At 48.0% G+C, this 26,609-nt stretch carries 26 protein-coding genes; 10 read left to right on the top strand and 16 right to left on the bottom strand.

All coding sequences use genetic code 11. From position 1 onward, the window contains the following. Positions 1 to 87 precede the first annotated feature (87 nt). Complete coding sequence (trpS, locus tag MTBPR1_RS05515) at positions 88 to 1,086, top strand: tryptophan--tRNA ligase (protein WP_069186564.1); 999 nt, start codon at positions 88 to 90, stop codon at positions 1,084 to 1,086. On the opposite strand, the gene MTBPR1_RS18360 is transcribed toward trpS, so the two are convergent. The 5 genes from MTBPR1_RS18360 to MTBPR1_RS05495 all read right to left on the bottom strand — a co-directional run bounded on the left by MTBPR1_RS18360 (position 1,083) and on the right by MTBPR1_RS05495 (position 5,092). Next, positions 1,083 to 1,211 (bottom strand): hypothetical protein, encoded by a 129-nt coding sequence (locus MTBPR1_RS18360; protein ID WP_276204534.1) that lies wholly within the window; start codon positions 1,209 to 1,211, stop codon positions 1,083 to 1,085. The genes trpS and MTBPR1_RS18360 overlap by 4 nt on opposite strands. 72 nt (positions 1,212 to 1,283) lie before the next feature. Then, positions 1,284 to 2,183, bottom strand: a complete 900-nt coding sequence (locus tag MTBPR1_RS05510; protein ID WP_083222913.1) for a DMT family transporter — start codon at positions 2,181 to 2,183, stop codon at positions 1,284 to 1,286. Between the two features lie 16 nt (positions 2,184 to 2,199). Beyond that, positions 2,200 to 2,868: a hypothetical protein gene (locus MTBPR1_RS05505; protein ID WP_069186563.1), complete on the bottom strand. Its 669-nt coding sequence runs from the start codon at positions 2,866 to 2,868 to the stop codon at positions 2,200 to 2,202. A 50-nt stretch (positions 2,869 to 2,918) separates the two neighbouring features. After that, positions 2,919 to 4,697 carry an HD domain-containing phosphohydrolase gene (locus MTBPR1_RS05500; protein WP_069186562.1) on the bottom strand — a complete coding sequence of 593 codons (1,779 nt, stop codon included), beginning with the start codon at positions 4,695 to 4,697 and terminating at the stop codon, positions 2,919 to 2,921. A gap of 80 nt (positions 4,698 to 4,777) precedes the next feature. Next, a complete protein-coding gene (locus MTBPR1_RS05495) occupies positions 4,778 to 5,092 on the bottom strand; it encodes a hypothetical protein (protein WP_069186561.1) in 315 nt (104 codons plus the stop codon). A gap of 94 nt (positions 5,093 to 5,186) precedes the next feature. On the opposite strand from MTBPR1_RS05495, the gene MTBPR1_RS05490 reads away from it, so the two are divergent. The 7 genes from MTBPR1_RS05490 to MTBPR1_RS05460 all read left to right on the top strand — a co-directional run bounded on the left by MTBPR1_RS05490 (position 5,187) and on the right by MTBPR1_RS05460 (position 13,816). After that, positions 5,187 to 6,698, top strand: a complete 1,512-nt coding sequence (locus MTBPR1_RS05490; RefSeq protein ID WP_069186560.1) for a UbiD family decarboxylase — start codon at positions 5,187 to 5,189, stop codon at positions 6,696 to 6,698. A gap of 85 nt (positions 6,699 to 6,783) precedes the next feature. Then, positions 6,784 to 8,133, top strand: coding sequence for a TldD/PmbA family protein (locus tag MTBPR1_RS05485; RefSeq protein WP_069186559.1), 1,350 nt, complete (start codon positions 6,784 to 6,786; stop codon positions 8,131 to 8,133). A gap of 45 nt (positions 8,134 to 8,178) precedes the next feature. Beyond that, a complete protein-coding gene (locus MTBPR1_RS05480) occupies positions 8,179 to 9,957 on the top strand; it encodes an ABC transporter ATP-binding protein (protein WP_240492865.1) in 1,779 nt (592 codons plus the stop codon). Beyond that, complete coding sequence (locus tag MTBPR1_RS05475) at positions 9,954 to 10,646, top strand: lysophospholipid acyltransferase family protein (protein WP_069186557.1); 693 nt, start codon at positions 9,954 to 9,956, stop codon at positions 10,644 to 10,646. Before MTBPR1_RS05480 ends, MTBPR1_RS05475 begins: the two co-directional genes overlap by 4 nt. Continuing rightward, the gene (locus MTBPR1_RS05470) at positions 10,647 to 11,918 is read left to right on the top strand and encodes a 3-deoxy-D-manno-octulosonic acid transferase (RefSeq protein WP_069186556.1); all 1,272 of its coding nucleotides are present in this window, start codon (positions 10,647 to 10,649) and stop codon (positions 11,916 to 11,918) included. After that, a complete protein-coding gene (gene lpxK, locus MTBPR1_RS05465) occupies positions 11,918 to 12,898 on the top strand; it encodes a tetraacyldisaccharide 4'-kinase (protein ID WP_069186555.1) in 981 nt (326 codons plus the stop codon). The genes MTBPR1_RS05470 and lpxK overlap by 1 nt, the downstream gene beginning before the upstream one ends. Positions 12,899 to 12,916: 18 nt before the next feature. Next, positions 12,917 to 13,816, top strand: a complete 900-nt coding sequence (locus MTBPR1_RS05460) for a lysophospholipid acyltransferase family protein (RefSeq protein ID WP_069186554.1) — start codon at positions 12,917 to 12,919, stop codon at positions 13,814 to 13,816. On the opposite strand, the gene MTBPR1_RS05455 is transcribed toward MTBPR1_RS05460, so the two are convergent. The 3 genes from MTBPR1_RS05455 to xseA form a co-directional block, all read right to left on the bottom strand. After that, positions 13,813 to 14,172, bottom strand: coding sequence for a response regulator (locus MTBPR1_RS05455; protein WP_069186553.1), 360 nt, complete (start codon positions 14,170 to 14,172; stop codon positions 13,813 to 13,815). The two genes, MTBPR1_RS05460 and MTBPR1_RS05455, sit on opposite strands and share 4 nt — an antisense overlap. Before the next feature lie 91 nt (positions 14,173 to 14,263). Beyond that, positions 14,264 to 15,088: a M23 family metallopeptidase gene (locus MTBPR1_RS05450; RefSeq protein ID WP_069186552.1), complete on the bottom strand. Its 825-nt coding sequence runs from the start codon at positions 15,086 to 15,088 to the stop codon at positions 14,264 to 14,266. After that, positions 15,085 to 16,647 carry an exodeoxyribonuclease VII large subunit gene (xseA, locus tag MTBPR1_RS05445; RefSeq protein WP_069186551.1) on the bottom strand — a complete coding sequence of 521 codons (1,563 nt, stop codon included), beginning with the start codon at positions 16,645 to 16,647 and terminating at the stop codon, positions 15,085 to 15,087. Before xseA ends, MTBPR1_RS05450 begins: the two co-directional genes overlap by 4 nt. 68 nt (positions 16,648 to 16,715) lie before the next feature. On the opposite strand from xseA, the gene purD reads away from it, so the two are divergent. Further along, complete coding sequence (purD, locus tag MTBPR1_RS05440; RefSeq protein WP_069186550.1) at positions 16,716 to 17,996, top strand: phosphoribosylamine--glycine ligase; 1,281 nt, start codon at positions 16,716 to 16,718, stop codon at positions 17,994 to 17,996. A 49-nt stretch (positions 17,997 to 18,045) separates the two neighbouring features. On the opposite strand, the gene arsJ is transcribed toward purD, so the two are convergent. Genes arsJ through MTBPR1_RS05425 form a run of 3 tightly spaced genes read right to left on the bottom strand, consistent with a single transcriptional unit; the run spans position 18,046 to position 20,590 of the window. Beyond that, on the bottom strand, positions 18,046 to 19,269 hold the full coding sequence (gene arsJ / locus MTBPR1_RS05435; protein ID WP_069186549.1) for an organoarsenical effux MFS transporter ArsJ: 1,224 nt from the start codon (positions 19,267 to 19,269) through the stop codon (positions 18,046 to 18,048). After that, the gene (locus tag MTBPR1_RS05430) at positions 19,266 to 20,276 is read right to left on the bottom strand and encodes an ArsJ-associated glyceraldehyde-3-phosphate dehydrogenase (protein WP_069186548.1); all 1,011 of its coding nucleotides are present in this window, start codon (positions 20,274 to 20,276) and stop codon (positions 19,266 to 19,268) included. Before MTBPR1_RS05430 ends, arsJ begins: the two co-directional genes overlap by 4 nt. Positions 20,277 to 20,287: 11 nt before the next feature. Then, positions 20,288 to 20,590, bottom strand: coding sequence for an ArsR/SmtB family transcription factor (locus MTBPR1_RS05425; protein WP_069186547.1), 303 nt, complete (start codon positions 20,588 to 20,590; stop codon positions 20,288 to 20,290). A gap of 130 nt (positions 20,591 to 20,720) precedes the next feature. On the opposite strand from MTBPR1_RS05425, the gene MTBPR1_RS05420 reads away from it, so the two are divergent. Continuing rightward, positions 20,721 to 21,239, top strand: a complete 519-nt coding sequence (locus MTBPR1_RS05420; protein WP_069186546.1) for a nucleoside 2-deoxyribosyltransferase — start codon at positions 20,721 to 20,723, stop codon at positions 21,237 to 21,239. Here MTBPR1_RS05420 and MTBPR1_RS05415 read toward each other — a convergent pair. From MTBPR1_RS05415 to rpoH, 5 genes are all read right to left on the bottom strand, one after another. Further along, the gene (locus tag MTBPR1_RS05415) at positions 21,214 to 22,500 is read right to left on the bottom strand and encodes a hypothetical protein (protein WP_069186545.1); all 1,287 of its coding nucleotides are present in this window, start codon (positions 22,498 to 22,500) and stop codon (positions 21,214 to 21,216) included. The genes MTBPR1_RS05420 and MTBPR1_RS05415 overlap by 26 nt on opposite strands. Positions 22,501 to 22,565: 65 nt before the next feature. Next, positions 22,566 to 23,354, bottom strand: coding sequence for an alpha/beta fold hydrolase (locus MTBPR1_RS05410; RefSeq protein WP_240492864.1), 789 nt, complete (start codon positions 23,352 to 23,354; stop codon positions 22,566 to 22,568). 71 nt (positions 23,355 to 23,425) lie between these two features. Then, complete coding sequence (locus tag MTBPR1_RS05405) at positions 23,426 to 23,791, bottom strand: response regulator (RefSeq protein WP_069186544.1); 366 nt, start codon at positions 23,789 to 23,791, stop codon at positions 23,426 to 23,428. Between the two features lie 110 nt (positions 23,792 to 23,901). After that, the gene (locus MTBPR1_RS05400) at positions 23,902 to 25,410 is read right to left on the bottom strand and encodes a sensor histidine kinase (RefSeq protein ID WP_069186543.1); all 1,509 of its coding nucleotides are present in this window, start codon (positions 25,408 to 25,410) and stop codon (positions 23,902 to 23,904) included. 176 nt (positions 25,411 to 25,586) lie between these two features. After that, positions 25,587 to 26,477: an RNA polymerase sigma factor RpoH gene (gene rpoH / locus MTBPR1_RS05395; RefSeq protein WP_069186542.1), complete on the bottom strand. Its 891-nt coding sequence runs from the start codon at positions 26,475 to 26,477 to the stop codon at positions 25,587 to 25,589. Between the last annotated feature and the right edge of the window lie 132 nt (positions 26,478 to 26,609).

The raw sequence follows: 26,609 nt of genomic DNA, 5'->3' as shown, positions 1-26,609 counted from the left end.
GGTACAGACTGCATAAGAGAGGCACGTTATAAACGAGGGCGTCTCCATCGCGCCCTTTTGTGTTTTCTATAGAAGCGGGACAACTCAATGGGTCGCATATTTTCAGGCGTTCAGCCTTCCGGTAACCTCACTCTTGGCAACTATCTTGGGGCAATTCGCAACTGGGTAAAATTGCAAAATGACCATGAATGTATTTTCTGTGTGGTTGATATGCACGCCATTACCGTATGGCAAGACCCTGAAGCCTTGCGCCGCGCCACCCGTGAAGTGGCTGCTGGCATGCTGGCCTCTGGTGTGGACCCGAAAAAGAATATCATCTTTAACCAGTCTGCTGTTTCCGGTCATGCAGAACTGGGTTGGATTTTAAACTGTGTGTCGCGTCTTGGTTGGCTTAACCGCATGACCCAGTTTAAGGAAAAAGCCGGTAAGCATAAAGAAAATGCCTCTGTTGGCCTGTATGTTTATCCAAACCTGATGGCGGCTGATATTCTGCTTTATAAAGGCACGCATGTGCCTGTGGGTGATGATCAAAAACAGCATCTTGAGCTGGCGCGTGACATTGCTCAAAAATTCAATAATGATTTTGGTCGCGAAGTTTTCCCACTGCCGGAACCAATGATTTTCGGGTCTGCCACACGCGTGATGTCTTTGCGCGATGGCACCAAGAAAATGTCCAAATCGGACCCGTCTGAATATTCACGCATCAGCATGACGGATGACGCCGATATGATTGCGAAAAAAGTGCGTAAAGCCAAAACAGACCCGCATCCGGTACCAGATAGTGTTGAAGCCTGCGGCGATCGCCCAGAAGCCAAAAACCTGATGAATATCTTTGCCGCCCTGTCTGATCAGGAGCTCAAAGAGGTTTGTGCGGAGTATGGCGGTCAGTCTTTTGCAGATTTCAAACGCGCACTCACAGATTTGGCAGTGAGCAAGCTTGCCCCGATCAGTGAAGAGATGCAGCGTTATATGGATGATCCCGCCCAAGTGGATGCGATCTTAAAAGACGGTGCAGAGCGCGCCAATGCTATTGCCGCACCTGTTCTTAAAGAAGTTAAAGAAGTGGTTGGTTTCTTACAGCCTTAAGAACCAAAGATCAGGTCGCGACCAAAGACCATAAAGAGGATGAGAAACACAAGCGCGAAGACATAAAAGGGCAGGTTTCCATCACTTAAAAGTTTTGCGAAAATATCACGGGGATTCCAGAGCATGGGGTCCTCTTTTTTCTTGGGGGCTTAACTGTTGCTTTTATATATTAGCAATGACTAACAAAGTCCAGCAGCTTATTGCGTTCGCCTATTATTGAGCGTGACAAGCCAGATGCCGATGAGGATCATGCAAATGCCGAAATAATGGAAAGTTTGCAGGCTTTCACCAAGCAATAACATGCCCAAGATCGCACCAAAGATAGGCATGAGATTAAGGAAAACACCTGCGGTATTGGCCCCGACCAGCTCGACACCCCTGTTCCAGCATAAAAAGGAGAGAACAGAGGGGAAAATGCCGATATAGGCAAAGGCAAGGATCGTGTCTTGAGTAAGGGTAAAATCCGCCCCGGTTGAAAGTTCCCAGCCATAAAACGGGATGAGGAAAATAACGCCCGCTAAAATCATGGCTAAAGCAAAGGCCCGTCTGTTAAGCCCTTGGGGGACTTTTGCCAAAAGTACGGAATAGATTGACCAAAGCACGACCGAGGTCAGCATCATCAAATCACCGGGGTTAAGCGAGAGTTCTGCCAAGGTCATCCAATCTCCGCGCGCCACCACCCATGTTACCCCCATAAGGGAAAACAGGATGCCAACTGCGCCCAGGCTTTTTACGCCTTTTTTCAAAATCAGGATGGAGAAAAACAGGGTGACCACGGGCATACCGGCCTGAATAAGCGAGGTATTGACCACGGTGGTGTAATGTAACCCCCAATAAAGCAGGGCATTAAAGGCGGTGATGCTAAGAAAACCCTGCACAAAAATATAAGGCAGGTGGCGCTTGATGATCACCATATCTTTTAAAAATGGTTTGAGGCAGATGGGCAGCATGATGGTGGCAGCAATGACCCAGCGCCAAAATACCATGGCAAAGGGCGGCAAATCACTGGCATAGGCGCGCCCGACAACGGAATTACCCGCCCAAAACAGCACAGCCAGTGACAGCAATATATAAGGATGCCCAAAAAATCTGATCACAAAGAACCTTTATCTTCTAAGAAGAATGGCTGGTCTTGATCAACCATTCACGGTGTTTTTTTCTCACCTTAGCATCATTGATGTTTTCTTCTATGAATTCTTTCACACTCAAATCATAGCCCAGTTTTTTGATGACTTTCTTTTGAAGCTCTTCTTGGTCTAATGCTGGGTAAGGGCGGCTTACCGCCGTGATGGCCCTTATGGCAATGGGCAGGGCATCAAGCCTGAAGGGGCCAAGCAAGCTATTGTAACTATGCGCCGTTGTAATCCGTTGATGACAATCAGAATGAAAATGGAGATTGTCCATCTCAACAAATTCGTAATTTTCCCCAAGGCTTTCGGTTTGATGCATCACCTCAAGCTGGTCTTGATCCAGCCATGTGATCATTTGGCGCGAACGCACGCCCTTTTCATAATGATAAGTCGCAGCGATGGAACCATAACTGGTGAAATGCGCGCTATAGACCGAATCGTAATCTTGCAGCCATCCCGCCATAACAGGCAGGTCCGTGGGGCCAAATTTGCGCAATAATTGGGTGGGCGACTGGTTTGATCCGCAGGCCAGCACAGGCAAGCGCGTACTTAGATCAATCTCGCCCCGCCATGGACAGACTTTTTCGCCTTCTAGAACATAAGAAGTGCTGGGGATATCATAGGGATAGCCAAGGGCGCGTTGTAAAGTCATGTGAGCATCATTTGCGTTTCGATTAACTCGAAAATGATGCAGCGCATGGTTTACTCTGCAGCTGTTTTGACATATTGGCTGATATCAACTTCATCAATCTGTTCAGGTTTCAGGAATTTCTCTGCATATTCCTTATATTTACCCGAGCTTAGGAACAGCTCAAACAGGTCTTTATCAATATGGTTGTCTTTCACCATAAAGGACATGATCTTCACAGACTGTGACAGGGTCTTGGGCAGTTTATAAGGGCGATCAGCCGCTGTGAGAGCTTCAAAGATATCAGCCACTGCCATCATGCGTGCAGGCCAGGACATATCATCGGAATTGAGCTTGCGCGGATAGCCTGTGCCGTCCATTTTCTCATGGTGACCCCCTGCATATTCCGGCACCCGTTTGAGGTGGCGCGGAAACGGCAGTTGATCAAGCATAATAACGGTTTGCACGATGTGATCGTTAATTTTAAAGCGGTCTTCTTCTGTAAGCGTACCAGCTTTGACCTTCAGGTTATAAAGCTCGCCTTGATTATACATATTTTCAGGCGGCGCCATGTTAAAGCCATACGGGTTACCCTCTTCAAACAAAGATTTATCTTTGCGCGCAAAGATATGATCAGCGCGATCAGAGAGAATATTTTCCACCGTTGGCAGAGGTGCTTCTTCCCCAGCGGATTCCTTGCGGGTCTTTTCTTCATGACCGATACCAAGGCGATCAGACAGCGTGCGTGTCCATTTCAGTTTGGAGATTTCATCAAGGCGTTCCATACGCTCAGGTGCCATGAACTCACCGCCCACATTACATTCTGCGATAAAGGCAAAATCATCATCAAGCTGGGTAATGCGTTTATCAAACGCTTCTTTCAGGCCTTTTTCATCACCGCCTGCGGCTACAGCCTTGAGGTAATTGATTTCTGCATCGCGTTTCATTACTTCAAAACGCATGCGCACTTCATGGATGCGGTCATAAATGGTTTCAAGCTTGGTGGCTTTATCCACGATATATTCAGGGGTGGTGACTTTACCGCAATCATGCAGCAGGCCTGCGATATGCAGCTCATATTGGTCTTCTTCGCTCATATCAAAATCAGCAAAGACACCTTTTGTCTCACCTTTTGCCGCATCTGCCAACATGTCGGTTAGCACAGGCACACGTTGACAGTGACCACCTGTATAAGCAGATTTGGCGTCAATCGCGCCTGCAATCAGGCTGATGAAAGAAGCAAGCAATTCTTTTTGCGCTTCAACAAGGAGCTGGTTATCAAGGGCGATGGCGGCTTGGGCTGCCAAGGCTTCCACAAAGGGCTGAAGTTCCGTATCAAAAGGCACAACTTCGCCGGTTTCACGGTCTTGTGAATTGAGGAGCTGCAAAACCGCAATAACACGACCTTCATTGTTATAAAGCGGTACAGTCAAAAAGGACTTGGAGCGATAGCCCGTGGCTTCATCGAATTTTTTGGTACCAGCAAAATCAAAATCGGCAAAAGTATAGGCATCATCAACACTGATGGTTTTCTTGGAAAGCGCACAATAAGAAGCCACGTTTTTGTGGTTTTCTTCCCCTGTTTCTGCATTAAACAGCTCAACAGGTGGCAGTTTGATCTCATTGCCGGAGGTGCCGCCATTATAGATATTGAGGCTGTCGTTTCGCATGATCTCAAAACGCAGGCGTTTATCATCATCAATCACGCGATAAAGTGTTCCGCCATCGGCGTTACACATGGTTTTGGCTTCATCTAGAATTTGTTCCATCAAACGGGTTGAGTTACGTTCCGTTGAGAGGGCAAGGCTGATATCCAAAAGTTTGCGATATCTATTTTCCCGTCTATCTTCCATGTGCCTAAAACCTAATTTTGTTGTGTTATTTGAAGCTATTCTAACAGCTTTGTAGAATTTTTATAGAGCTTTCAAGATAATCAATGCAAGATTGTATTTACAGGCTTTTTAGGCTCACTAGCATAAATTGCACAGGCAATTTCTACATAATCCACCAGCGCCTGAAGCTTTCTAAGCGGGCTGTGGTCTTTACAGTCGGGGTCCTTATCAATCAACGATAGGATAATGCTTAAATCATCTTCGGCATTAGCAATAAGATTACAAAAAGAGCAAAAGCGTTTATCAAGGGTTTCCATCACGTTATAGCGCGCATAATCGGGCTCCCCCTCACGGGTGATCAGCTCACCATGTAAGGATTCGAGGAGTTCTTTGGTCGTTTGGGCGGGAATCATCATTAAACTGTCCTGATTTAAGATAAAGTTCTGTAAGTCTTGTTCGCTCCTTGTTATGAGATGACGTGAAGGATTTTTTTGAGTGAGGGTGTCTGACATGCCGTTTTCATCGCTGCGTGATTTTATGGATCGTCTGGAAAAAGAAGGGCGTTTAAAACGGGTGAGCACACCTGTCTCACCTGTTCTGGAAATGACAGAAATTCAGACCCGCCTTTTGGCAGAAGAAGGCCCGGCTGTTTTATTCGAAAATGTAGAGACTGCTGAGGGGCGCAAATATGACATCCCCGTGCTGGTCAATCTATTTGGCACGGTTGAGCGCGTGGCTTGGGGGATGGACCGTGAGCCGTCTCAATTGCGCGAAGTTGGCGAGACACTGGCCTTTTTAAAACAGCCTGAGCCTCCCGGTGGTTTTAAAGAAGCCTTAAGCCTGCTGCCACTGGCAAAAACCGTCATGTCCATGAAGCCCAAGACCGTGCGCAAAGCACCTTGTCAGGAAGTGGTGTTGGAAGGCGATGATATTGATTTGGCTGATTTCCCCATCCAGACCTGTTGGCCCGGTGAGCCTGCGCCGCTTATTACATGGCCCTTGGTGGTGACCCATGGGCCGGGCACGGGCAAAACAGATAATTTTAATCTGGGCATTTATCGCATGCAGGTGCTGGGTAAAAACCGCTGCATCATGCGCTGGCTTAAGCATCGCGGCGGGGCGCAGCATTTTGCGCGCTGGGTCAAAGAGAAAAATGAGCCTATGCCCGTTGCCATTGTGCTCGGTGCTGATCCGGGCACCATTTTAGCCGCGGTCACCCCCGTGCCTGACACACTTTCAGAATATCAGTTTGCCGGATTGCTGCGTGGCAAGAAAGTCGAACTGGTGGATTGTAAGACCGTCCCGCTTAAAGTGCCTGCTGAGGCAGAGATCGTGCTTGAAGGTTATGTGCGCCATGATGAAGAGGCCGCAGAAGGACCTTATGGGGATCACACCGGTTATTATAACAGTGTGGAAGATTTCCCTGTTTTTGAAATCAGCGCCATTACCATGCGCAAAAAACCGATCTTTTTATCCACCTTTACCGGGCGTCCACCGGATGAGCCCTCAGTGTTGGGTGAAGCCTTAAATGATGTGTTTGTACCGCTTTTGCAGCAACAGTTCCCTGAAATTGTGGATTTCTGGCTACCGCCAGAGGCGTGTTCTTATCGTGTGGCGGTGGTTTCCATTAAAAAGGCTTATCCCGGTCATGCCAAGCGGGTCTTGATGGGATGTTGGTCTTTCTTGCGCCAATTTATGTATACGAAATTCATCATTGTGGTGGATGAGGATATTGATTGTCGGGATTGGAAAGATGTCTGGTGGGCGGTTTCAACGCGCATGGATCCTGTGCGCGATACCATGATGGTGGAAAATACCCCGATTGATTATCTTGATTTTGCCTCACCTGAAAGCGGGCTTGGCGGCAAAGTCGGTTGGGATGCTACCAACAAGATGGGCAATGAAACCCACCGCGAATGGGGCGAGAAAATCCGCATGGACCAAGAGGTGGTGGATAAAGTCTCTGATATTTGGGACAGCCTCGGCCTGCCGGGTTCAGGCGAGCCGATTTGGAAAGAGTGAGCTTGATTGTTTCAAGAATTGGAATATCTTGAAAGAAAGGCGATCCCCGCGTTCGTGAGGGTGACAAGTGATAAGGAAAAAATAAATGAGCCAGCACCAGAACAATCTTGATCTGTTAAATAACCTGATTGAAAAAGCCCAAAAGCTTGGCGCAGAGTCTGCCGATGCGGTTTTGGTGCAAGGCACGTCTTTGTCATTGTCCCAACGTTTGGGTAAACCAGAAAATCTTGAACGTTCTGAAGGCCAGGACATGGGCTTGCGCGTCTTTATTGGTAAGCGCCAAGCCATTGTTTCTTCCAGTGATTTTAACGCCGATGCGCTAGATGAGTTGGCCCAGCGTTGTGTTGATATGGCACGCGTGGTGCCAGAAGACCCCTATTGTGGCTTGGCTGATCCTGATCAGCTCGCAACTGAATTTCCCGATGTGGAGGGCTATGATCCTTATGAGCCTGATGAAGCCCAATTAATTGATTGGGCAACAAAGGCTGAAGAAAGCGCACGCGCAGTTGAAGGGGTGACCAACTCAGAAGGGGCAGAGGCCAGTTGGGGGCGCCATGATGTGGCAATTGCAGCCTCAAACGGTTTATCCCATGCCTATAGCTCATCTGGTTGTTCTATCAGTGCCTCGGTTCTGGCAGGTAGTGGCACGGAGATGGAGCGTGATTATGAATATACCTCAGCCGTTTTTGCACAAGATTTAGATAAGCCTGAAGAGGTTGGGCTGAAGGCTGGTGAAAAGGCCGTTGCACGCCTTAATCCACGCAAAGTGGAAACTCAGCAGGTGCCGATCATTTATTCCACACGGGTTTCAAACGGAATTTTGGGGCATTTAACAGGGGCGATTAACGGCAATTCTGTTGCACGGGGCACCAGTTTTTTAAAAGACCGTATGGATGAGCGTATTTTTGGCTCTAAAATCACCATTGTGGATGACCCGCATCGCAAACGTGGTTTGCGCTCCAAACCCATTGATGGGGAAGGTTTAGCCAATCAAAAACGCGAGATTATTAAAGACGGTGTGCTCAATAGCTGGATACTTGATTTACGCTCAGCGCGCCAGCTCGGCCTTGAAAGCACGGGCCATGCGGCACGCGGTACAGGCTCTCCACCTTCACCCAGTACAACGAATTTCTATATGGAAGCAGGTGAGCATTCCCTTAAAGAAATGATCGGGGCGATCAAGCAGGGTTTTTATGTCACCGAGCTCATCGGCATGGGCGTGAATACGGTGACAGGGGATTACAGCCGCGGGGCGGCGGGTTTCTGGATTGAAAATGGTGAAATTGTCTATCCCGTGTCTGAATTGACCATTGCGGGGAACTTAAAAGACATGTTCATGAATTTAACTCCGGCTGATGATCTGGAATTTAAATACGGCACCAATGCGCCAAGCCTGCGTATTGATGGACTTACAGTTGCCGGACAATCCTCTTAATGATAATGTGCGCCTCAAATTTTGGGGTATGAGGAACATCACGCGTTGGAACAGAAAAAGAAGCTGGACACCCGCACGTTCTCTTTGATGAAACGTCTCGTTAAAGAAAGTGTCGGTCCGTATAAAATGCAGGTCTTTTTAGCGCTGGTCTTTATGCTGGTGTCTTCTGTGGCAGCGTCTATGAGTATGTTTATTCTCAAGCCTGTTTTTGATGATATTTTTACCAATAAAAACGAAGAAATGCTCTGGACCATCGGGGTGGCGATTATCTTCATCTATCTGGTGAAATCCATTGCCTATTATGGGCAGGCTGCGAGCATGTCCTGGTTGGGTTTGCGCATTGTGACTGATCTACAGGTTAAAATGTATGATCATTTTATGCGCATGGATTTAAACTTCTTTCATGCCAATCCCAGCGGCACATTGGTTGCCCGTATCACCAACGATACGGTTTTGATGCGCAATACCGCAACCAAGGTCCTTACCAGTGCGGGTAAAGATTTAACCTTACTGATCGGTATGGTTATCGTGATGTTGACCACCAACTGGCAGCTGGCCTTATTGGCCTTGGTGGTTTTTCCCATTACCATTGGCCCTGTTTTAAAATTGGGACGTCGCATTCGTAAAGTCACGGTCAATACACAGACAGAAATTGGCTTGTTGATTACTTTGTTGGGCCAGACCCTGTCAGGCATTCGCCATGTCAAAGCCTATCGTATGGAAAAATACGAACAGGGCCGTGTGCGCGGCATTACGGAAAATATCCGTGCGCTTGTCTTTAAGGCAGAGCGCACCAAGGCCTTAAACTCGCCGATTATGGAAACAGTTGCGGGTTTTGCAGTTGCTGTGGTGATTGTGTATGGCGGCTATCAGGTGATTGAAGGGGTGAAAACCACAGGCGATTTCATGGCCTTTCTAGGCTCTGCCCTGATGTGTTATGAGCCTGCAAAACGTCTGGCAAACCTGAACTCTGAAATGCAAGGCGGCTTAGCGGGTGCAGAGCGCATGTATACCATTCGCGATATCGAGCCTTCCATTCAAGCTGCTCTAGATGCACCGGACTTGCAGGTGAAACAGGGCGGGATTTTATTTAAGGATATCGAGTTTTCGTATGAGGAAGACAAGCCTGCCCTGCATCAATTTACTTTGGATATTCCAGCGGGTAAAACCGTCGCCCTTGTGGGGCCAAGCGGGGCGGGGAAATCCACCGTGTTGAACCTTGTGCCGCGTTTTTATGATGTGAATGATGGCTCAGTTCTCATTGATGGGCAGAATATACGCGATGTGAACTTGACGTCATTGCGCAAAGCGTGCGCGTTGGTGAGCCAAGAAATTGTCCTGTTTGATGATACCATCCGTGCCAATATCGCTTATGGGCGTTTTGAGGCGAGTGAAGAAGAGATCATTGAAGCTGCCAAACATGCAGCGGCTCATGAATTCATTATGGAATTGCCAGAAGGGTATGACACCATTGTCGGCGAAGATGGGGTCAAGCTATCGGGTGGGCAGCGCCAGCGGGTTTCCATTGCGCGCGCCATGTTAAAAAATGCACCGATCCTGTTGTTGGATGAAGCTACATCTGCGCTTGATACTCAAAGTGAGCGCAAAGTGCAGGCGGCCTTAACTGAGCTGATGAAAGAGCGCACCACTTTGGTGATTGCGCACCGTCTTTCAACCGTTGTGGATGCGGACCTGATTTATGTGATTGATCAGGGCCGTGTGGCTGAACAAGGCACGCACGCCCAATTGATCGATCATGACGGTATCTATGCCAAGCTATATGCCATGCAATTTTCTGATGATGAAAGTGTGGAAAACGCATGAGCTTGATCAAATCCATCACCAAATCAGACGGGTTTCGAAAGTTTTTATGCTGGGTCGGGGCGCAATATATCCGCTTTGTCTATCTCACCGGGCGCTGGGATGTGATAAATGGCGAGGTGCCGAAACGTTTTTGGGATGAAGGTAAGCCTTTCATCCTCGCGTTCTGGCATGGGCGCATTTTATTGATGCCTTATTGCTGGGATCGCAAAAAAGATATCCATATGTTGATCTCTGCGCATCGCGATGGGCAGTTGATCGCCCAAACGGTGGGGCATTTTGGTATCCACACCATTGAGGGCTCCACATCCAAAGGCGGGGCAACGGCCCTGCGCGCCATGCTTAAGGCGGTAAAAAACGGGCAATGTATCGGCATTACCCCAGATGGTCCGCGCGGTCCGCGCATGCGCGCTAGTGCGGGTGTGGTTAATGTGGCAAAAATGTCTGGCGTGCCTGTGATCCCCTGTGCTTTTGGCTCAACACGGCGCAAACATGTCAGCAGTTGGGACCGTTTCTGTGTGGCCTTGCCTTTTTCAAAAGGGGTGTTTGTCTGGGGGGATGCAATTGAGGTCCCTAAAAAAGCAAAGGGTGAGGAGCTTGATCAATGGCAGCAAAAAATTGAAGATGAGCTGACCCATGTGACCAATGAGGCTGATCGCCTCACAGGTCATCCTGCGGTGGAGCCTGCTTAGATGATCTATTCACTTTATCGCGGGCTCACCACCATCACTGGCCCGATGATTAATCATTATCTCAAAAAACGTTTAGCCCGTGGCAAAGAACATCCCACGCGTTTTCCTGAGCGCAGGGGGCAAGCTTCCATTGCGAGACCTTTGGGTAAAATGGTCTGGCTGCATGGCGCCAGTGTGGGGGAAGCCATTTCTCTTTTGCCGCTGATTGATGAAATTCAAAAGAGATATCCCACCTTTAACGTGATGATCACCACAGGCACGATCACCTCAGCTGCCTTAATGGAAAAACGTTTGCCTGAGGGTGTTATTCATCAGTTTGTCCCTGTGGACCGTTTGCCTTATGTGCGGGCTTTTTTGGACCATTGGCAACCTGACTATGCCATTTGGGCCGAAAGTGAACTCTGGCCCAATCTGGTGGTGGAAACGAAAAAACGCGGTGTCAAAATGGCATTGGTTAATGCACGTATGTCAGATAAATCCTTAGCCACATGGCAAAAACTAAAAGGTTTTATCCAGACATTGTTGGGCTGTTTTGACCTGTGCCTTGCCCAAACGGAAAAAGACGCCCTGCGCTATCAACAGCTTGGTGCACAACATGTGGAATCTTTTGGTAATTTAAAATATGCTTCCCCGGATTTACCATGCGATGAAGAGGAGCTGGTTTTACTTAGAAAAACCCTTGAGGCTCGACCTCTTTGGTTAGCAGCGAGTACTCATAACGGTGAAGAAGTCATGATGGGCCGTGTCCATCAGGCCTTAAAAACACAATTCCCTAATCTCCTGACCCTCATTGCACCGCGCCATCCTGAGCGCGGAAGCACAATTGTTAGCGAGCTTAAAGAGTTGGGCCTGAGTGTTGCGCAGCGTAGCCAAAAGGATGAATTAAACCCGCAAACAGATGTCTATGTGGCTGATACGTTAGGTGAGCTTGGCCTGTTTTATCGTCTCTCTCCCCTAGTGTTTATGGGGAAATCCATGGAACCTTTGGGCGGGCAAAACCCGCTTGAGGCGGCACGGCTTGATTGTGCTTTAATCTGTGGTCCCTATATGACCAATTTTGAAGAGATGATGGAACGTTTCATTGATGGTAAAGCCATTTCCATTGTCGCAGATGAACCTGAGATAGCAGCCAAATTAACAGAGCTTTTTCGTGATGAAAAGGCACGTGACGTTCAGGCTGCTAATGCCAAGATCGTCGCTTATATGCAAGCTGCTGTTTTAGGGAAAACCATGACGGCACTGCAAGGGCTTTTGGGTAAAGGAGAGGGCTGATGAAAGCGCCTTCTTTTTGGAATTTTGGCAAGAAGACTTTGCGCGCACGCCTGCTCTCGCCCATCGGGGCGCTCTATCATCAGGCCACCACACGCCGGGCAAATCAGCAAGCGCGCTGGAAAGCGCCTGTACCTGTTTTATGTATTGGCAATATCACCATGGGCGGGGCGGGAAAAACCCCAACAGCCCTTGCCATTGCGCACTATTTAATGGAGGCGGGTAAAAGTCCGATCTTTTTATCGCGTGGGTATGGCGGGCGTTTAGCTGGCCCTGTGATGGTTGAGGATCATACCGCTGTTGGGGTTGGGGATGAGCCGTTATTGTTAAAACAGCTCGCACCTGTCTGTGTATCGGCTGATCGTGTGGCAGGGGCCAAGATGTGTGTGGAACAAGGTGCAGATGTGATCATCATGGATGATGGTTATCAAAATCCGCATCTTTATAAAGATGTGTCGATTTTGGTGGTGGATGGTGGCTTTGGTCATGGCAATGAAAAGGTCTTTCCCGCAGGCCCGTTGCGCGAAAAACTCACCACTGGCTTGGCGCGCGCCCAAGGACTTATCCTGATTGGGGAGGATAAAACCGGAAGCCTTGCGCGTATTGGTAATATCCGGCCTGACCTTCCACTTATTAAAGCAGAGATTCAAGTGGATCCCCGGGACGATCTAAAAGGTAAAAAGCTTTTGGCTTTTGCCGGGATTGGGCGACCCGAGAAGTTCTTTGAGACATTGCGCAGCTTGGGGGCTGAGCTTTGTGAGGAAGTGGGCTTTGCAGATCATCACCCCTATTCAAATGAAGAAATTAACGCCCTTAAAGAACGGGCGAAAAATCAGGGCGCCAGCCTGATCACGACGCAAAAAGATCGCATGCGCCTGCCTGAAAATATGAAAAAAGATATCGACTGGATCAAAATCTCCCTAGTCTGGCAGGGGTTGGACGTGTTAAAGCCTGTACTTTCTCCCCTTTTGGGCAAAGAGTAGGGTGCAAGGCTTTTCAACATGTCGTCATTTAATGTGCAAAAATATATCACGCATCCAGTGCAGGGCATGATTGCCCATACGCTGTTTTTTGTGATGGGATTATTGCCGATTGATCTGGCTTCTGCCATTGGTGGGGCCATTGCGCGCACCATTGGGCCAAAGCTGAAGGTCACGCGCATTGCACGCGATAATTTGCAAAAAGCCTTTCCTGATAAAACTGCACAAGAGATTGAGCAGATCATCTTTAAAATGTGGGAAAATCTCGGGCGTGTGGCCTTTGAGTTTCCCCAAGTCTCTAAAATGAATGTCTATTCAGACCCGGATCGTTTTGAAGTGGTCGGGGCTGAAAATATCGCCCTTTTGGAAGGCGATGATCAATGTGGGATTTTCTTTTCCGGTCATCTCGCCAACTGGGAATTTTGCGCTTTGGGTTGCGCACAACATAGCCCGCCCGTACCCGTGCATCTGATTTATCGCGAACCCGATAACGCCCATATGCGCAAACTGTTTGCCAAACGCAAACCCACGCCTGAATGTGGCTTGATCCCCAAGGGCAGTAAAGGCGCGCGTGAAGCCTTAAATGTGCTGAAAAAAGGCGGTCATCTTGCCATGTTGGTGGATCAAAAAATGAATGATGGTATTTCGGTCCCGTTTTTTGGGCGCGAGGCCATGACTGCACCTGCCATTGCCCAATTTGCCTTAAAATATGATTGCCCCATTGTGCCTGTGCGTATTGAGCGTCTTGGCGGGGTGAAGTTCAGAATTACGTTTTTTGAGCCCATGGAAATCAATAAAACGGGCAATCGCAAAGATGATATGCTGTTGATTATGACAGAGATCAACAAAATGCTGGAAGACTGGATTAGCGAGCGCCCAGAACAATGGCTTTGGCTACATCGCCGCTGGCCTAAAGATTAAAGCAATTTTTTAAGAGAGACCTTAAGTTCATCTGCACTAAAAGGCTTTGTCAGGGCAAGGTCAGCGCCAAGTGATTGGGCATAATCAAGTGGGCTGAAGCTACGCTCATTATAACCACTCATGGCGATGATTTTTGTTTGGGGATAATGCCTGCGGATTTCCCCAATGGTTTCATAGCCATCTTTTTCCGGCATGAAAATATCCAGTAAAACGCAATCAACCGTATGACCTTCAAGCTGTTTGATCGCTTCAACACCATTTTCAGCCACCAAGGTCTCATAGCCTTGTCCTTCTAGGACAACAGACATGGAAAGACGGATATCAATATCATCATCGACAAGAAGAACTGTCGCCATTATGTGGTGCTTTCACTTCGGGTTGATCATCACATGGGGTGATACAGCAAAGTAAAATCCCCCATAACACCCATATGGGGGATAGGGATACTTATTTCACTAATAATTCTGGATTTAAAGCGACATTATTAAGACTCACCCCCCAATGGAGGTGTGGACCTGTTGCACGTCCGGTCTTGCCGACCTTACCCACAGGGTCGCCTTTTTTCACCATCTGGCCTTCTTGCACCAAAATTTCATTCATATGAATATAGATGGATTGCAGCCCGTGACCGTGATCAATCATCACGCATTTACCCATCAGATACATATCTTGATGAACCAGCGATATTCTACCTGCGCCATCAGCCTTGATCAAAGTGCCTGTGGGCGCGGCAATATCCGTCCCTTTATGGGGGCTGCGTGGCTTGCCATTTAAAATACGTTGTGAGCCAAATACCCCTGAAATGCGCCCTTGTACAGGCCAGTCAAAGCCCGAGGCAAACCAAGCTTGTGGGGTTGTGATTTTGCGGGTTTTTATGACAGCGCCATTATCAGCAATGATACGTTTGGTCGCAACCGGATCAGGCGTCACCTTCTTTTTGGGCAAGCCATTAATGCGCTGTATTTTATAGGTAGACTTGGCGATTTTTAAGGTTTCATCAGCCTGTGTGCCATCGGGATAGGTGATCATCAGATGGCTTTGTTTTTTATGATCACGTCCAAAACCCAACAAGAAAAGCCCGTCTTTGGAGACCAGTATTTCCTTGGCATCAAGGCTCACAATACTGCCCGGTGTGGTCGTGCCAAAAATCAAACCACCCTGTTTAAATTCACCTTTTAAGGAATAACTTCCGGCATGGGCAAAAGAAGATAGAAGGAAAATGAAAGTGCCTGCAAAAGCAGGAAGCCACAGGGCTTTAAGGTGTTTAATCAAAACAAACTCCCTTGTTCTGGCGATGGTGTTTTGGCTTTGGTCTTTGGTTTTTCTTTTACTTTTGGTGCAGGCGCAGGGGCTGGTTTGGGGGTGGGGGGCGCAGTTGGCGCAACACCCTCACCATTGACCAGCACATCAACTTGATCATCTCCACCAAACTGGATGGAAAGCTCATCCCCACTGCACAGACCCGCAGAGGCCGTTACCGCTTTGCCGTCTTTATCACTCACCAGCGCAAAACCGCGATCAAGAACGCTTTTATAAGAATAACTTTCTAATAAGGCTGACAGGCTGCCCAGTTTCTGGCTGGAACGTTCCACCTGATCATCAATAGCCTTGCGCCGAACTAAGGCACTGGTGCGATCATAACGGCTTTGACGTTTTTGAAGGAAGGATTGATAGCTCGACATTAAAGCTTGGGTGCGCCCTAAAAGACGTTCCTGCGCATTTTGGATTTGCTGCTGGGGCTGTGGAATTTTTGACGCCAGTTGTTCAACCCGCATGCCATGGCGTTGAAGCAGGTTCTGGGCTGAATTGCCAAGGCGCTCCACACGGTCATCAAGGCGCAGGGTCATATCTTCAACCATGCGCTGAGGGTTAGGGATGGCACGTGCAGCCGAGGTCACACGGATTTTGCGCTCTTCAAGGCTGCGGTTGATAGCGGCTTCAAGGCGCGCACCATCATCAAGAACTTGGGCATAAAGATCACGGCGCACAGGCACGGCAATTTCCGCCGCCGCCGTTGGGGTGGGGGCGCGCCGATCTGAGGCATAATCAATTAAGGTGGTATCGGTCTCATGACCCACAGCAGAAATCAGCGGGATATCACTATAGGCGGCGGCGCGCACAACGGCTTCTTCATTAAAAGACCATAAATCTTCCAGCGAGCCACCGCCGCGCGCCACAATAATAAGATCAGGGCGTGGTACATCACCTGTGCCATCAATTTCATTAAAGCCCTTAATGGCCTTTGCCACTTGTTCAGCAGCGCCTTTACCTTGCACAAGACAGGGCCAAAGCAAGACATGGCGGGGGAAACGATCATTTAGACGATGCATGATATCGCGAATAACCGCGCCTGTGGGTGAGGTGACAATGCCGATGGTTTTGGGCAAAAACGGTAATGGTTTTTTGCGACTTTCATCAAAAAGCCCTTCTGCCGCCAGTTTGCGCTTTAAATCTTCCAGCAGCTTAAGTAGCGCGCCTTCACCAGCAAGCTCCATGGATTCGATCACAAGCTGGTATTTAGAGCGCCCGGGGTATGTGGTGAGCCGGCCTTTACAGACAACTTCCATCCCGTCTTGGGGCTTAAGATCGATCTTGGCGGCAACCCCTTTCCAACACACCGCATCCATCACGGCATTTTCATCTTTTAGTGCGAGATAAAGATGACCGGAGGCGGCGCGCTTAAAACCAGAGATTTCACCGCGTACACGCACAAGAGAAAAAGCGTCCTCCACCGTACGTTTGAGGGCGCCTGAAAGTTCGGAAACACTAAAGACAGGCTGATTATGCTGCGCGGGTGTTTCAAATGCATCTGCAAAAGGGTTGTCAGTCATGGGGGGTAATATGCTAAACAATTGTCAACTTGTGAACATCAAAATCAGTTTTTGGGAAAGAAGATACCATGAAAGTACTCGTTGTTGGTTCCGGTGGTCGTGAACATGCGCTGTGTTGGTCCATTGCCAAGTCGGCTAAACTGTCAAAACTCTATTGTGCACCGGGTAATGCGGGCATTAAAGATGTGGCTGAATGTGTGAACGTTGGCGCTGAAGATGTGGACGGCGTGGTTGCTTTTGCCAAAGACAACGCCATTGACCTTGTGGTGGTTGGCCCTGAAGCCCCGCTTGTGCTGGGTATGGTTGATAAGCTGGAAGAAGCAGGCATTAAAGCCTTTGGCCCAAGTGCAGCGGCTTCTGTGCTTGAAGGCTCTAAAGGCTTTATGAAAGATATGTGTGCTAAGGCAGGCGTCCCTACAGCAGGCTATGGTCGTTTTACTGATGCAGATAAAGCCAAAGATTTCATTCGTGAAAATGGCGCGCCGATCGTTGTGAAAACAGACGGTCTGGCAGCGGGTAAAGGCGTGATCATCTGTGAGAGTGTTGAAGAAGCTTTTAAGGCCGTTGATGACATGATGGGTGAGAAAATCTTTGGCGATGCGGGTAACGAAATCGTCATTGAAGACTTCCTGCGCGGTGAAGAATGTTCTTTCTTTGCCTTGGTCGATGGTGAGCGCGCGCTGCCCTTAGCTGCGGCCCAAGACCATAAGGCGGCATATGATGGCGATAAGGGGCCAAATACGGGCGGTATGGGGGCTTATTCCCCAACGCCGATTGCGTCTCCTGAAATTTGTGACAAGATCATGGAAACGGCCATTACACCGTTGATTAAAACCATGGCGGCAGAAGGCTGCCCTTATAAAGGCGTGCTGTTTTGCGGCTTGATGGTTGAAAATGGTGTGCCAACGGTTTTGGAATATAACATCCGTTTTGGTGATCCTGAATGCCAAGTGCTGATGATGCGCTGGAAGTCTGATGTTCTTGAAGCGCTTGAAGCTGCAGCAGAAGGTCGCCTTGATGACATTAGCCTTGAGTGGCACGATGAAACCGCCATGGTTGTGGTCATGGCGGCAGAAGGTTATCCGGGGTCTTATGAGAAGGGCACCGAGATTAAAAACTTGGCTGATGCCAACGGGGTTGAAAATGCCTTTGTCTTTCATGCAGGCACAAAAGCTGAAGGCGATAAAGTGCTGGCAACAGGCGGGCGTGTTTTGGGCGTGACGGGTCGTGGTCAGTCTGTGAAGCAGGCTCAAGCCACCACATATCAGGCCGTTGATGCCATTGATTGGCCAAAAGGTTTCTGTCGTCGCGATATTGGTTGGCGCGCAGTTGAGCGTGAAAATAGCTAAGAGCTGTTTAGCCCTCTTTTAAAATTTGATGATATCCCCGATCTAGGTCCTAGGTCGGGGATATTTCATTTTGGCCTTTTTTATTTAAAAACATCACGCTGGTGGCGGCAATAAGCACCATGAGGGCGGAAACACCAAGACATGCCTCAAGCCCCGCCATTTGATAGACCAGACCAGAAAGCAAGGTGCCGAGCAAGCGCCCAACCGCGTTTGCCATATAATAAAACCCGACACTTAAAGAGACTTTATCGGCATCGCTATAGGCCACAATCAGGAAGGAATGCACAGAGGAATTAACCGCAAAAACAAGGGCAAACACCAAGAGGCCTGAAATGAGAATCCATGTGATGTCATCAGGCAGATAATAACAAGCCGCCGTAAGGCTTGCGGGTAGGATAAACAGGATAAAGCCCCAGAGTTTGGCAGCGTTTGCCCCGCTTTTTGCATCAGTCGTTTTGCGGGTGATTTTGGGCACAAAGGCTTGGATAATACCATAACCCACAATCCACGCCGCCATAAACAGGCCGATCTCATCAAAGCTCCAGCCGAGTTTTTCTGCCATGAAGATAGGTAGGCCAACCACAAACCAGACATCGCGCGAGGCAAACAAAAAGATGCGTGCAAAAGACAGGATGTTGATCTCGCGTGATTTGGAAAACAGATCTTTGCCCGTGATCTTGGATTTGGCTTTCCCAAGCTCCCGCTGAACAGCAGCAACGGCAAAGATCAAGATTAAGGCCAATGCCCCTGCCATTGACCAAAGCGCCATTTGAAAGCCCAGCATTTCCAGCAAAAGTCCGCCCAAGAAAAAGCCAATGCCTTTGAGCGCATTTTTTGATCCGGTGAGGAGCGAGACCCATTTAAACAAAAGCCCTTCATCGGCCACCACCAGTTTGACTGCACTTTTAGAGGACATTTTGGTTAGGTCCTTGGCAACCCCGCTTAGGGCTTGAGCCGCCATGACATAGGCGACAGAAAAGGCAATCGTCCAGCCTTCTTGTAATAAGGAAAGCATGGTGAGGGCGACAATCTGGGTTGAAAGCCCTGCAAATAAAGTGAGCCTGAGACCAAAACGCGCGCCAATCCACCCCCCGACAAAGTTGGTCACAATGCCCATGGCTTCATAAAGAAGAAACAGAAAGGCAAGGTCCAGCGGAGTGTAGCCAAGATGGTGGAAATGTAACAGGACCAGCATGCGCAAGGCCCCATCTGATAAGGTGAAGCCCCAATAGCTGGCTGTTACACAGGCGTAGTTTTTAAGCTCGTTGGTCATGTTTTTTCAGAAATCATCTGGGCAATATCGATCATACGGCTCACATAACCCCATTCGTTATCATACCACAGATAAACTTTCAGGTGGGTGCCATCGACCACAATGGTACTTGGCCCATCAATAATGACCGAGCGCGCATCGGTGGTGAAATCGGTGGAAACCAAGGGGCGTTTTTCAAAACCAAGAATATCCTTCAATTCCCCATTGGCTGCTTCTTCAAACAGGGCGTTGACCTCTTCAGCAGTAATTTCGCGTTTCATCTCAAAGCAAAAATCAGTGAGTGATCCGGTGAGCAGTGGAACGCGCACCGCATGACCATCGAGCTTACCTTTAAGTTCGGGATAAATAACCGCGACAGCGGTGGCAGAACCCGTTGTTGTCGGGACCAGTGAATTCACACCTGAGCGCGCCCGGCGTAAATCTTTATGCGGGCTATCTACAATAACTTGGGTATTGGTCAGGTCATGAATGGTGGTGAAGGAACCACGTTCAATACCGATTTTTTCATGCAGCACTTTAATGGCAGGCGCAATGCAGTTGGTGGTGCAAGATGCTGCCGTAATGATATTGTGCGTATCTGCGTCATAAAGATGCTCGTTCACCCCATAGACGATATTGAGCGCGCCTTCGGTTTTAACCGGGCAAGCCACCAGCACTTTTTTAATGCCTGCATCTAAAAATGGTTGAAGCAGCTCATCTGTGCGATATTTACCGGAACATTCTAACAAGAGATCAATGCCCAGTGCCGCCCAGTCAACGGCCTCTGGTGATGTTTCCTCACTATAGCTTAAGCGTTTGCCATCAATGGTGATGCTTTCAGGGGTGGAAGAAATCTCATGACCCCATGTGCCATGCACCGTATCAAATTCCAACAAGTGGGCCGCGCAGTCTGCCCCGCCTTTAGGCTCGTTAATATGGACAAATTCCAGCTCGGGATTATCCCAGCCCGCACGCAATACCAGCTTGCCCATGCGGCCAAATCCATTAATGGCGACTCTTAAGGTCATAGTTTTTTCCTTTAACGACAGAGTTCCGGTTGCCCGTTGCAACATTCATCTGAGAGAAAGTCGATCAGGGCATTCATAGAGTTAAAATTGGCAACATAGATGAGCGAGCGTGATTGGCGGGTGCGCTCAATCAAGCCTGCGTTTCGCATCTGGTTGAGATGGTGCGATAAGGTGGAGGCGGTAATCTCACAGTCTTTTGCAATATCACCTGCACATGCCCCTTCAGGCCCCATACGAACCAGATAGCGAAAAATCATCAGCCGTGCTTCATAAGAAAGGGCGGCTAACATGTCTGCTGCATCTTTAGTTTCCATATTTCGAAAATAATCGAAATAATAGATTTTTCAAGTGACATTTTTATGAAATTCTAAGGAGGGAGGTTATTATTGTATTGCAGGCTAAGATCAGCCATCTTGGCAGAACGTAATTTAAGGAGGAAACCCCATGGCCCCGCGTATTTACCTTGCCGGACCGGATGTTTTTTATAAAGACCCCATGGCGCAATGTGCTGAATTAAAGGCTTTATGTGCGGCGAACGGGTGTGAGGGGGTGTTTCCCATGGATGCGGGTTTGGATATTGCTTCTATGTCTAAACATGAGGCAGCACGGGCGATTTATCAGGCCAATATTGAGATGATTGATAGCTGTGATGGCATTATCGCCAATATGGAAATGTTTCGCGGCCCCGGTATGGATGGCGGCACGGCCTTTGAAATGGGCTACGGTGTTGCCAAAGCGATCCCGGTGGTGGGCTATGGCATCACTGAAAATTATCTCAAGCGTTGTCAGGCCTATTATGGGGAGCTTGAGCCCTCACACGGCCTGCAATTTGACCCCAAAGGGTTGATGGTTGAGGATTTTGATCTCTTGGATAATCTGATGATGGCGTGTGGGGCACAGGCCATTGTTGAAACGGCTGAAGAGGCCGTGAAATATCTTAGCCGTTTGTGCGTAACGGATTAATGAAGCTGATATAAAAGCTGAAGAACAGGCCGATCACCATTAAAATGATCAGCGGGCTTAAAAACACTAAAGGCCCCGCATGGCCCACACCCGTATGGGCGAGCAAGAAGATATGGGATTGCAGGCCAAAAGCACTGCAAAATGATAGGGCAAATGGTCCGTTAAAGGCCGTGCGTGTTATCCACATCCATAGACCCATAAGGACGGTTAAAGCGCTGATGATTAAAATCACATAGCTTAACCCGTAGGGCTCTTTCCAGATGCTGCGATAATGTTCAATCATAATACGAAAATAGGCCAGTGGCGCCTGAATGATGCGCGAAGAAGCGATATCCATTCGAATATCATCAACCGATTTATCAAGCAGGAAGCTTGCTTGCGTCATGGCATTGATGGCGAAACTGTCTTTTAATTGATCCAGTTGCTTTAATAAAAGAGCGCTTCGTTCTTCATGGGTCTCAAGACCCCAGATTTCTGTTCGAACAGGGCGAAGATCAGTTTCAATTTTTTCCCAAATCCCCGTGCGTGGGTCTTGTGTGGCATAAGGGGAGCTTTGGGTTGTCTCCATCAAAAGTGCATTGCCGTAGATATGCTGGGTCGCGGGCCTGAAATCTTGACCTTCATGCAGGGCTTTATACATGGTTGCCTCACTGATGGTGAGGGCAAGGCAGGCCAGTGCGGGCAAGAGAAAAGCTTTGGCTAAAGAACAATGGTTTTTAAGCGTGACCATGGGGGCCACAAAAAGAATAAGCGGCAGATAAGCCAGACCATATGGCTGGATGACCATACAAAGCCCAAGACTGAGCCCAAAGCCCAATAAATTGAGGAAATTGGCATAACGATAGGCTGAAATGATAAAGCCGATCATCAGTAAGCTTAGACTTAGAAATAGCGAGTCTGGGGAAAGCTTATAATGGATATCAAGAGTAAACGGATTGGTACAGAGCAGAACGACTGAGAGAATACCAAAGAGATGGTTTGTCGTTATTTTGAAGATACCAATGGAAATATGCACAAGGGCAAGGCTGAATAAAGCAATTTGCACATAAGAAATGACATGATTATCCGCAGAAAAAAGCTGGATAAGCTTTAAAAAAACCGGATAACCCAATGAGTGATTGGCAGAGAAATCAAGAAAGGTTTGAGAGTCCTCAACCAAAAGGTTCTGTGGGTTTAGCAATAAAACAGAAATGGCAATAAAGGCAAGCGGCACCAGCATATGGGCAAACAATGCAATTTTTGATAGCCGCGCTTTTAACATAAAAACTTTATTCCCGATCTTTAAGACGCCCTACAATGCATAAAAAACCATTAAAAAGCAAGCTTTTAGGCAAGTTTTGCAATAAAGTTCACCATGGATTGTAAAACCAGATCTTGAGATTGAAAATGAGGGATATGGGCGCAATCAGGCACCATGAACGGGGTCGCCGGGCCTGATGAGTTTTCTACAATGGATTGTACTTGATGCTGGGTGCCATATTCATCATTAATGCCCTGAATAACCAAAAGCGGACAGGTAATGTGGGGCAGGAGTTTTTCCATATTCCATTTTGCAAATTCAGGGGTGAGCCATGTATCGTGCCAGCCGCGAAAAGCTTTGTCCGTATTTCCACCATGGTAACGTTCAAGTTTTGGTTTGAGGGCACCGTCAAAATAAAGCTCACCTGCTTTGCGAATGCCCAGCAAAGTTACGTCCTCAACAAAGACATGGGCGGCTTCGGTGATGGCTGAGACCAGTTTGTTTGGGTGAAAGGCGGCATAAATTAAGGCGATGGAGCCCCCATCACTGTGACCAACCAGTAAAGGGCGCTCAATATTCGCCTGTTTTAAAACCGCAGGCAGCACATCACGGCCTTCGCGCTCAAGATAATCAATGGGGCGCGGCACCAAGCCCAAGGGGGAGGATTTACCAAAGCCGATACGCTCATAAACAAAGCCGTTAAGGCCGGTTTCTTGGCAGAGTTTTTCTGGAAAATCTTTCCAAAGTTCAAGACAGCCCAAGCCCTCATGAAGGAAAACCAGTGTGGGGCGGTCGCTCTTTTCTTCACAAAGAATAAGATGTTTGGCCCGCATGGTTTGAGAGTGCAGGGTAATGTCTTGGAAAATGGTCTTCACGATCGCACCGATGAGTTGCTGGTTATTTTTGTATAACTATACAACAGTTCGTATTGCGAACAATATTTAAATTATGTTTTCTCAGGTTTTAGCAACTCATTGATTATCTCAAGCAGGGTGTCAGGCAGAAACGGTTTTGAAAGTGTGCGTTCTGCCCCAATGCTTTGGGCAAATTCTAAAGGCTCGAAGCGATGGGAAGATACACCGCTCATGGCAATCACGGGAATAGACCCATGTAAGGCCATAATGGTTTCAAACCCACCGCGTTTAGGCATAAAAATATCTATGAGTGCGAGATCAACATTTGCCGTTTCAACTTTTTTAAGTGCCTCGTCACCATCTTGTGCACAGATTGTATTAAAACCTTTGAGCTCAAGATAGGTTTTAGTACTTTCTAAAACCATGGGATCGTCATCTACGATCAATATTGTTTTCATTTATCCCCCCGATAAAGAAAATGCCTATCTAAATGTAGTTATTTCTTACGTCAAAGCGATAATGACACATTTGTGATGAGATGCATCCTTTAAATGGGTGAGGAAATTTTTTAAGCGCTAAATTCTGTAAAAGGGCGTGGCAAGGTGAAATAGAAAGTTGCGCCTTTTCCAACCAAAGCATCGGCCCAAATCTCACCGCCATGGCGGTGGATGATACGTTGCACCGTGGCAAGACCGACCCCGGTGCCATCAAACTCTTTGGAAGAGTGCAGCCGTTGGAACGGGGTGAAAAGCTTATCGGCATAGTTCATGTCAAAGCCTGCCCCGTTATCTTGAATATAAAAGGTTTCTTGACCGTTTTTATCTGTGAGCCCTAAAAACAGAGAAGGCTCGTCATTAAGCTGGGTATATTTCCATGCATTACCAAGCAGGTTTTCAAGCATGATACGGACTAAGCGCTGGTCACCATAAGCTTTGAGGTTAGGGGAGATATGCACAGAAATATCGCGCTCAGGCTCATTTTGGCGCAGCTCAGTAATGATCTCATCAGCCAGGGCAGAAAGATTAAAATCTTTGCGATGCATTTCACCGCGTGTGGTGCGTGAGAGTTTGAGAAGATCGTTGATCAGGCGTTCCATCTTTTGTGTGCCTAAATGCACACGTTCAATATAATGTTGGGCTTGTTCATCAAGCTGTTCACTATATTCTTCCTGCAAAATATTGCTAAACCCACCAATGGTGCGCAAAGGTGCGCGCAGATCATGTGAAACTGAATAGGTAAAGGCTTCCATTTCCTTATTGGCGGTTTCAAGCTCACTTGTGCGTTGGCGCACGCGCTCTTCTAGGCGCAGGTTCAGTTGGCGAATGGTGTTTTGGTTTCTTTTAAGCTCATCTTCTGCCATATAGCGCTGTTGCAGCGTGTCATCAAAATCCGCCATGATGCTATTGAGTTTGCGCACCAATAAACCAAGTTCATCTTCATGATGGCCTGCTGGGGTATGTAGGTGGGTTTTACCGGGCTGGTTTGGGTCGATGGTGGCGAGATTTTGGATGGTCTGCATCACCGGGCGCCCTAGGGTGAAATAAAACAAAAAGCCAAAGAAGATGGCGAGAATGAGATTTCGAAAAATACCTGTCAGAATAACGAGACCTGCACGATCCAGAAAGTTTTGTGCAATAAGAAAGCGATCGACCAGCACCCGCATTTCCCCAATAACCGTTTGCCCACCAACGGCATAAAGAGGCACGGTGTAAAGGTTTTGATCTGTCCTGATCATGGGGCCGAGCCATTCCATATCATGCTTAATCGGCGGGCGCTCAAGGGAGGCCAGTTGACGACCAAAATCATCATTGATCTGGGCTGAATAGATCGGTTGATATTCAAACAAGCCCTTAACCACGCGCAAGGCCAGTTCATTATTCAAACTATAAGCAGCTTGAGAGGCAGATTCTTTGGTGGTGTTGAGAACCTGATGAACGGTTTCATCGATGCGTTTTTGCTCAGAATAAAAATCGAAAATGATTTGCCCAACGGAAATCACGATACCCAAGGTCAAGGCAACAAAAATAGCATTCCTTGTCTGGCGAAAGAAAAGCCTGTTGCTAAGTTTGATCGACATGAATTTCCCTGAGTATGACTTTGATCTTTTTGTCTTGGCAGGAAGTGTAATAGATTAAAATTAAACGCGCAAATTTATATGTAAATTGTTGAAAAAACGGGTCATGCTCCGCCCTCGCATCATTCCTTTTAAAAGTAGAAGGAATGATGACAAGAGGGAGTATGGAAAGCCGCTTTTTAAGTCAGTTGGGGCGCAACACTATGACCAAGGATAAATTCCTTCACCTTGCCAAAAGCACGGGCTTCAAGCTGGCGCACGCGTTCGCGTGAAATACCATATTCCATCCCCAATTCTTCAAGGGTTGGTGGCTCCTCTGAAAGATGGCGACGCTCAAAAATATCGCGATCACGCTCATTGAGGTTTTCTAAGGCTTCACCGACCACTTCACTGCGAAGGGCGCTGATTTGGCTGTTGCTTGCCATATGTTCAGGATTGGGGCGATCATCTTCCAAAAGGTCTTGATGTTCCCCACCTTCATCAATAGAAAGCGGTGCATTAAGCGACATATCGCGCGATGCCAAGCGACGGTTTAACTGGCGTACCTCATCAGGGGTCGCGTTGGTCTCATTGGCAATGGCTTGGGCCTGATCAGGTGTCAGCTCGCCATTATCCATGATCTCAAGCTTGTTTTTGGTGCGACGAAGCGAGAAGAACAGCTTCTTTTGTGCTGCCATCGTGCCAAGGCGTACCATAGACCAGCTTTGCAGGATATATTCAGTGACCGAAGCCCTGATCCACCACATGGCATAGGTAGATAAGCGAAAACCTTTTTCAGGCTCAAACTTCTTCACAGCTTTCATCAGCCCGACGTTACCTTCTGAAATCAGATCAGCAACAGGCAGGCCATAGCCTTTGTAACCCATAGCGATTTTGGCAACCAGACGCAGGTGGCTTGTTACCAGCTTATGGGCGGCATCTACATCGCCACTGTCGTGGAAACGTTTTGCCAGCATATATTCTTCATCTGCGCTGAGCATGGGAAACTTCCAGGCTTCGCGCAAAAATGTATTCAAACTGTCACCGGAATCACGCGGCAATGCGGGTAGGTTGGCAGAAAGAACGGACATGGTGTAACTCCCTATTCTCATTTATAGGCGGTCGTGACCATGCGATCGAAAATAAATCTGGGTCACAACCAAACACGCTAAAAACGATGCACGTGTTCAAAAGAAATATGTTTGTGTTATTGCCGGTGCATT

It is taken from the genome of Candidatus Terasakiella magnetica, from assembly GCF_900093605.1.
Taxonomy (GTDB): Bacteria; Pseudomonadota; Alphaproteobacteria; order Rhodospirillales; family Terasakiellaceae; genus Terasakiella; species Terasakiella magnetica.
This window is presented reverse-complemented; position numbering and strand designations above follow the sequence as displayed.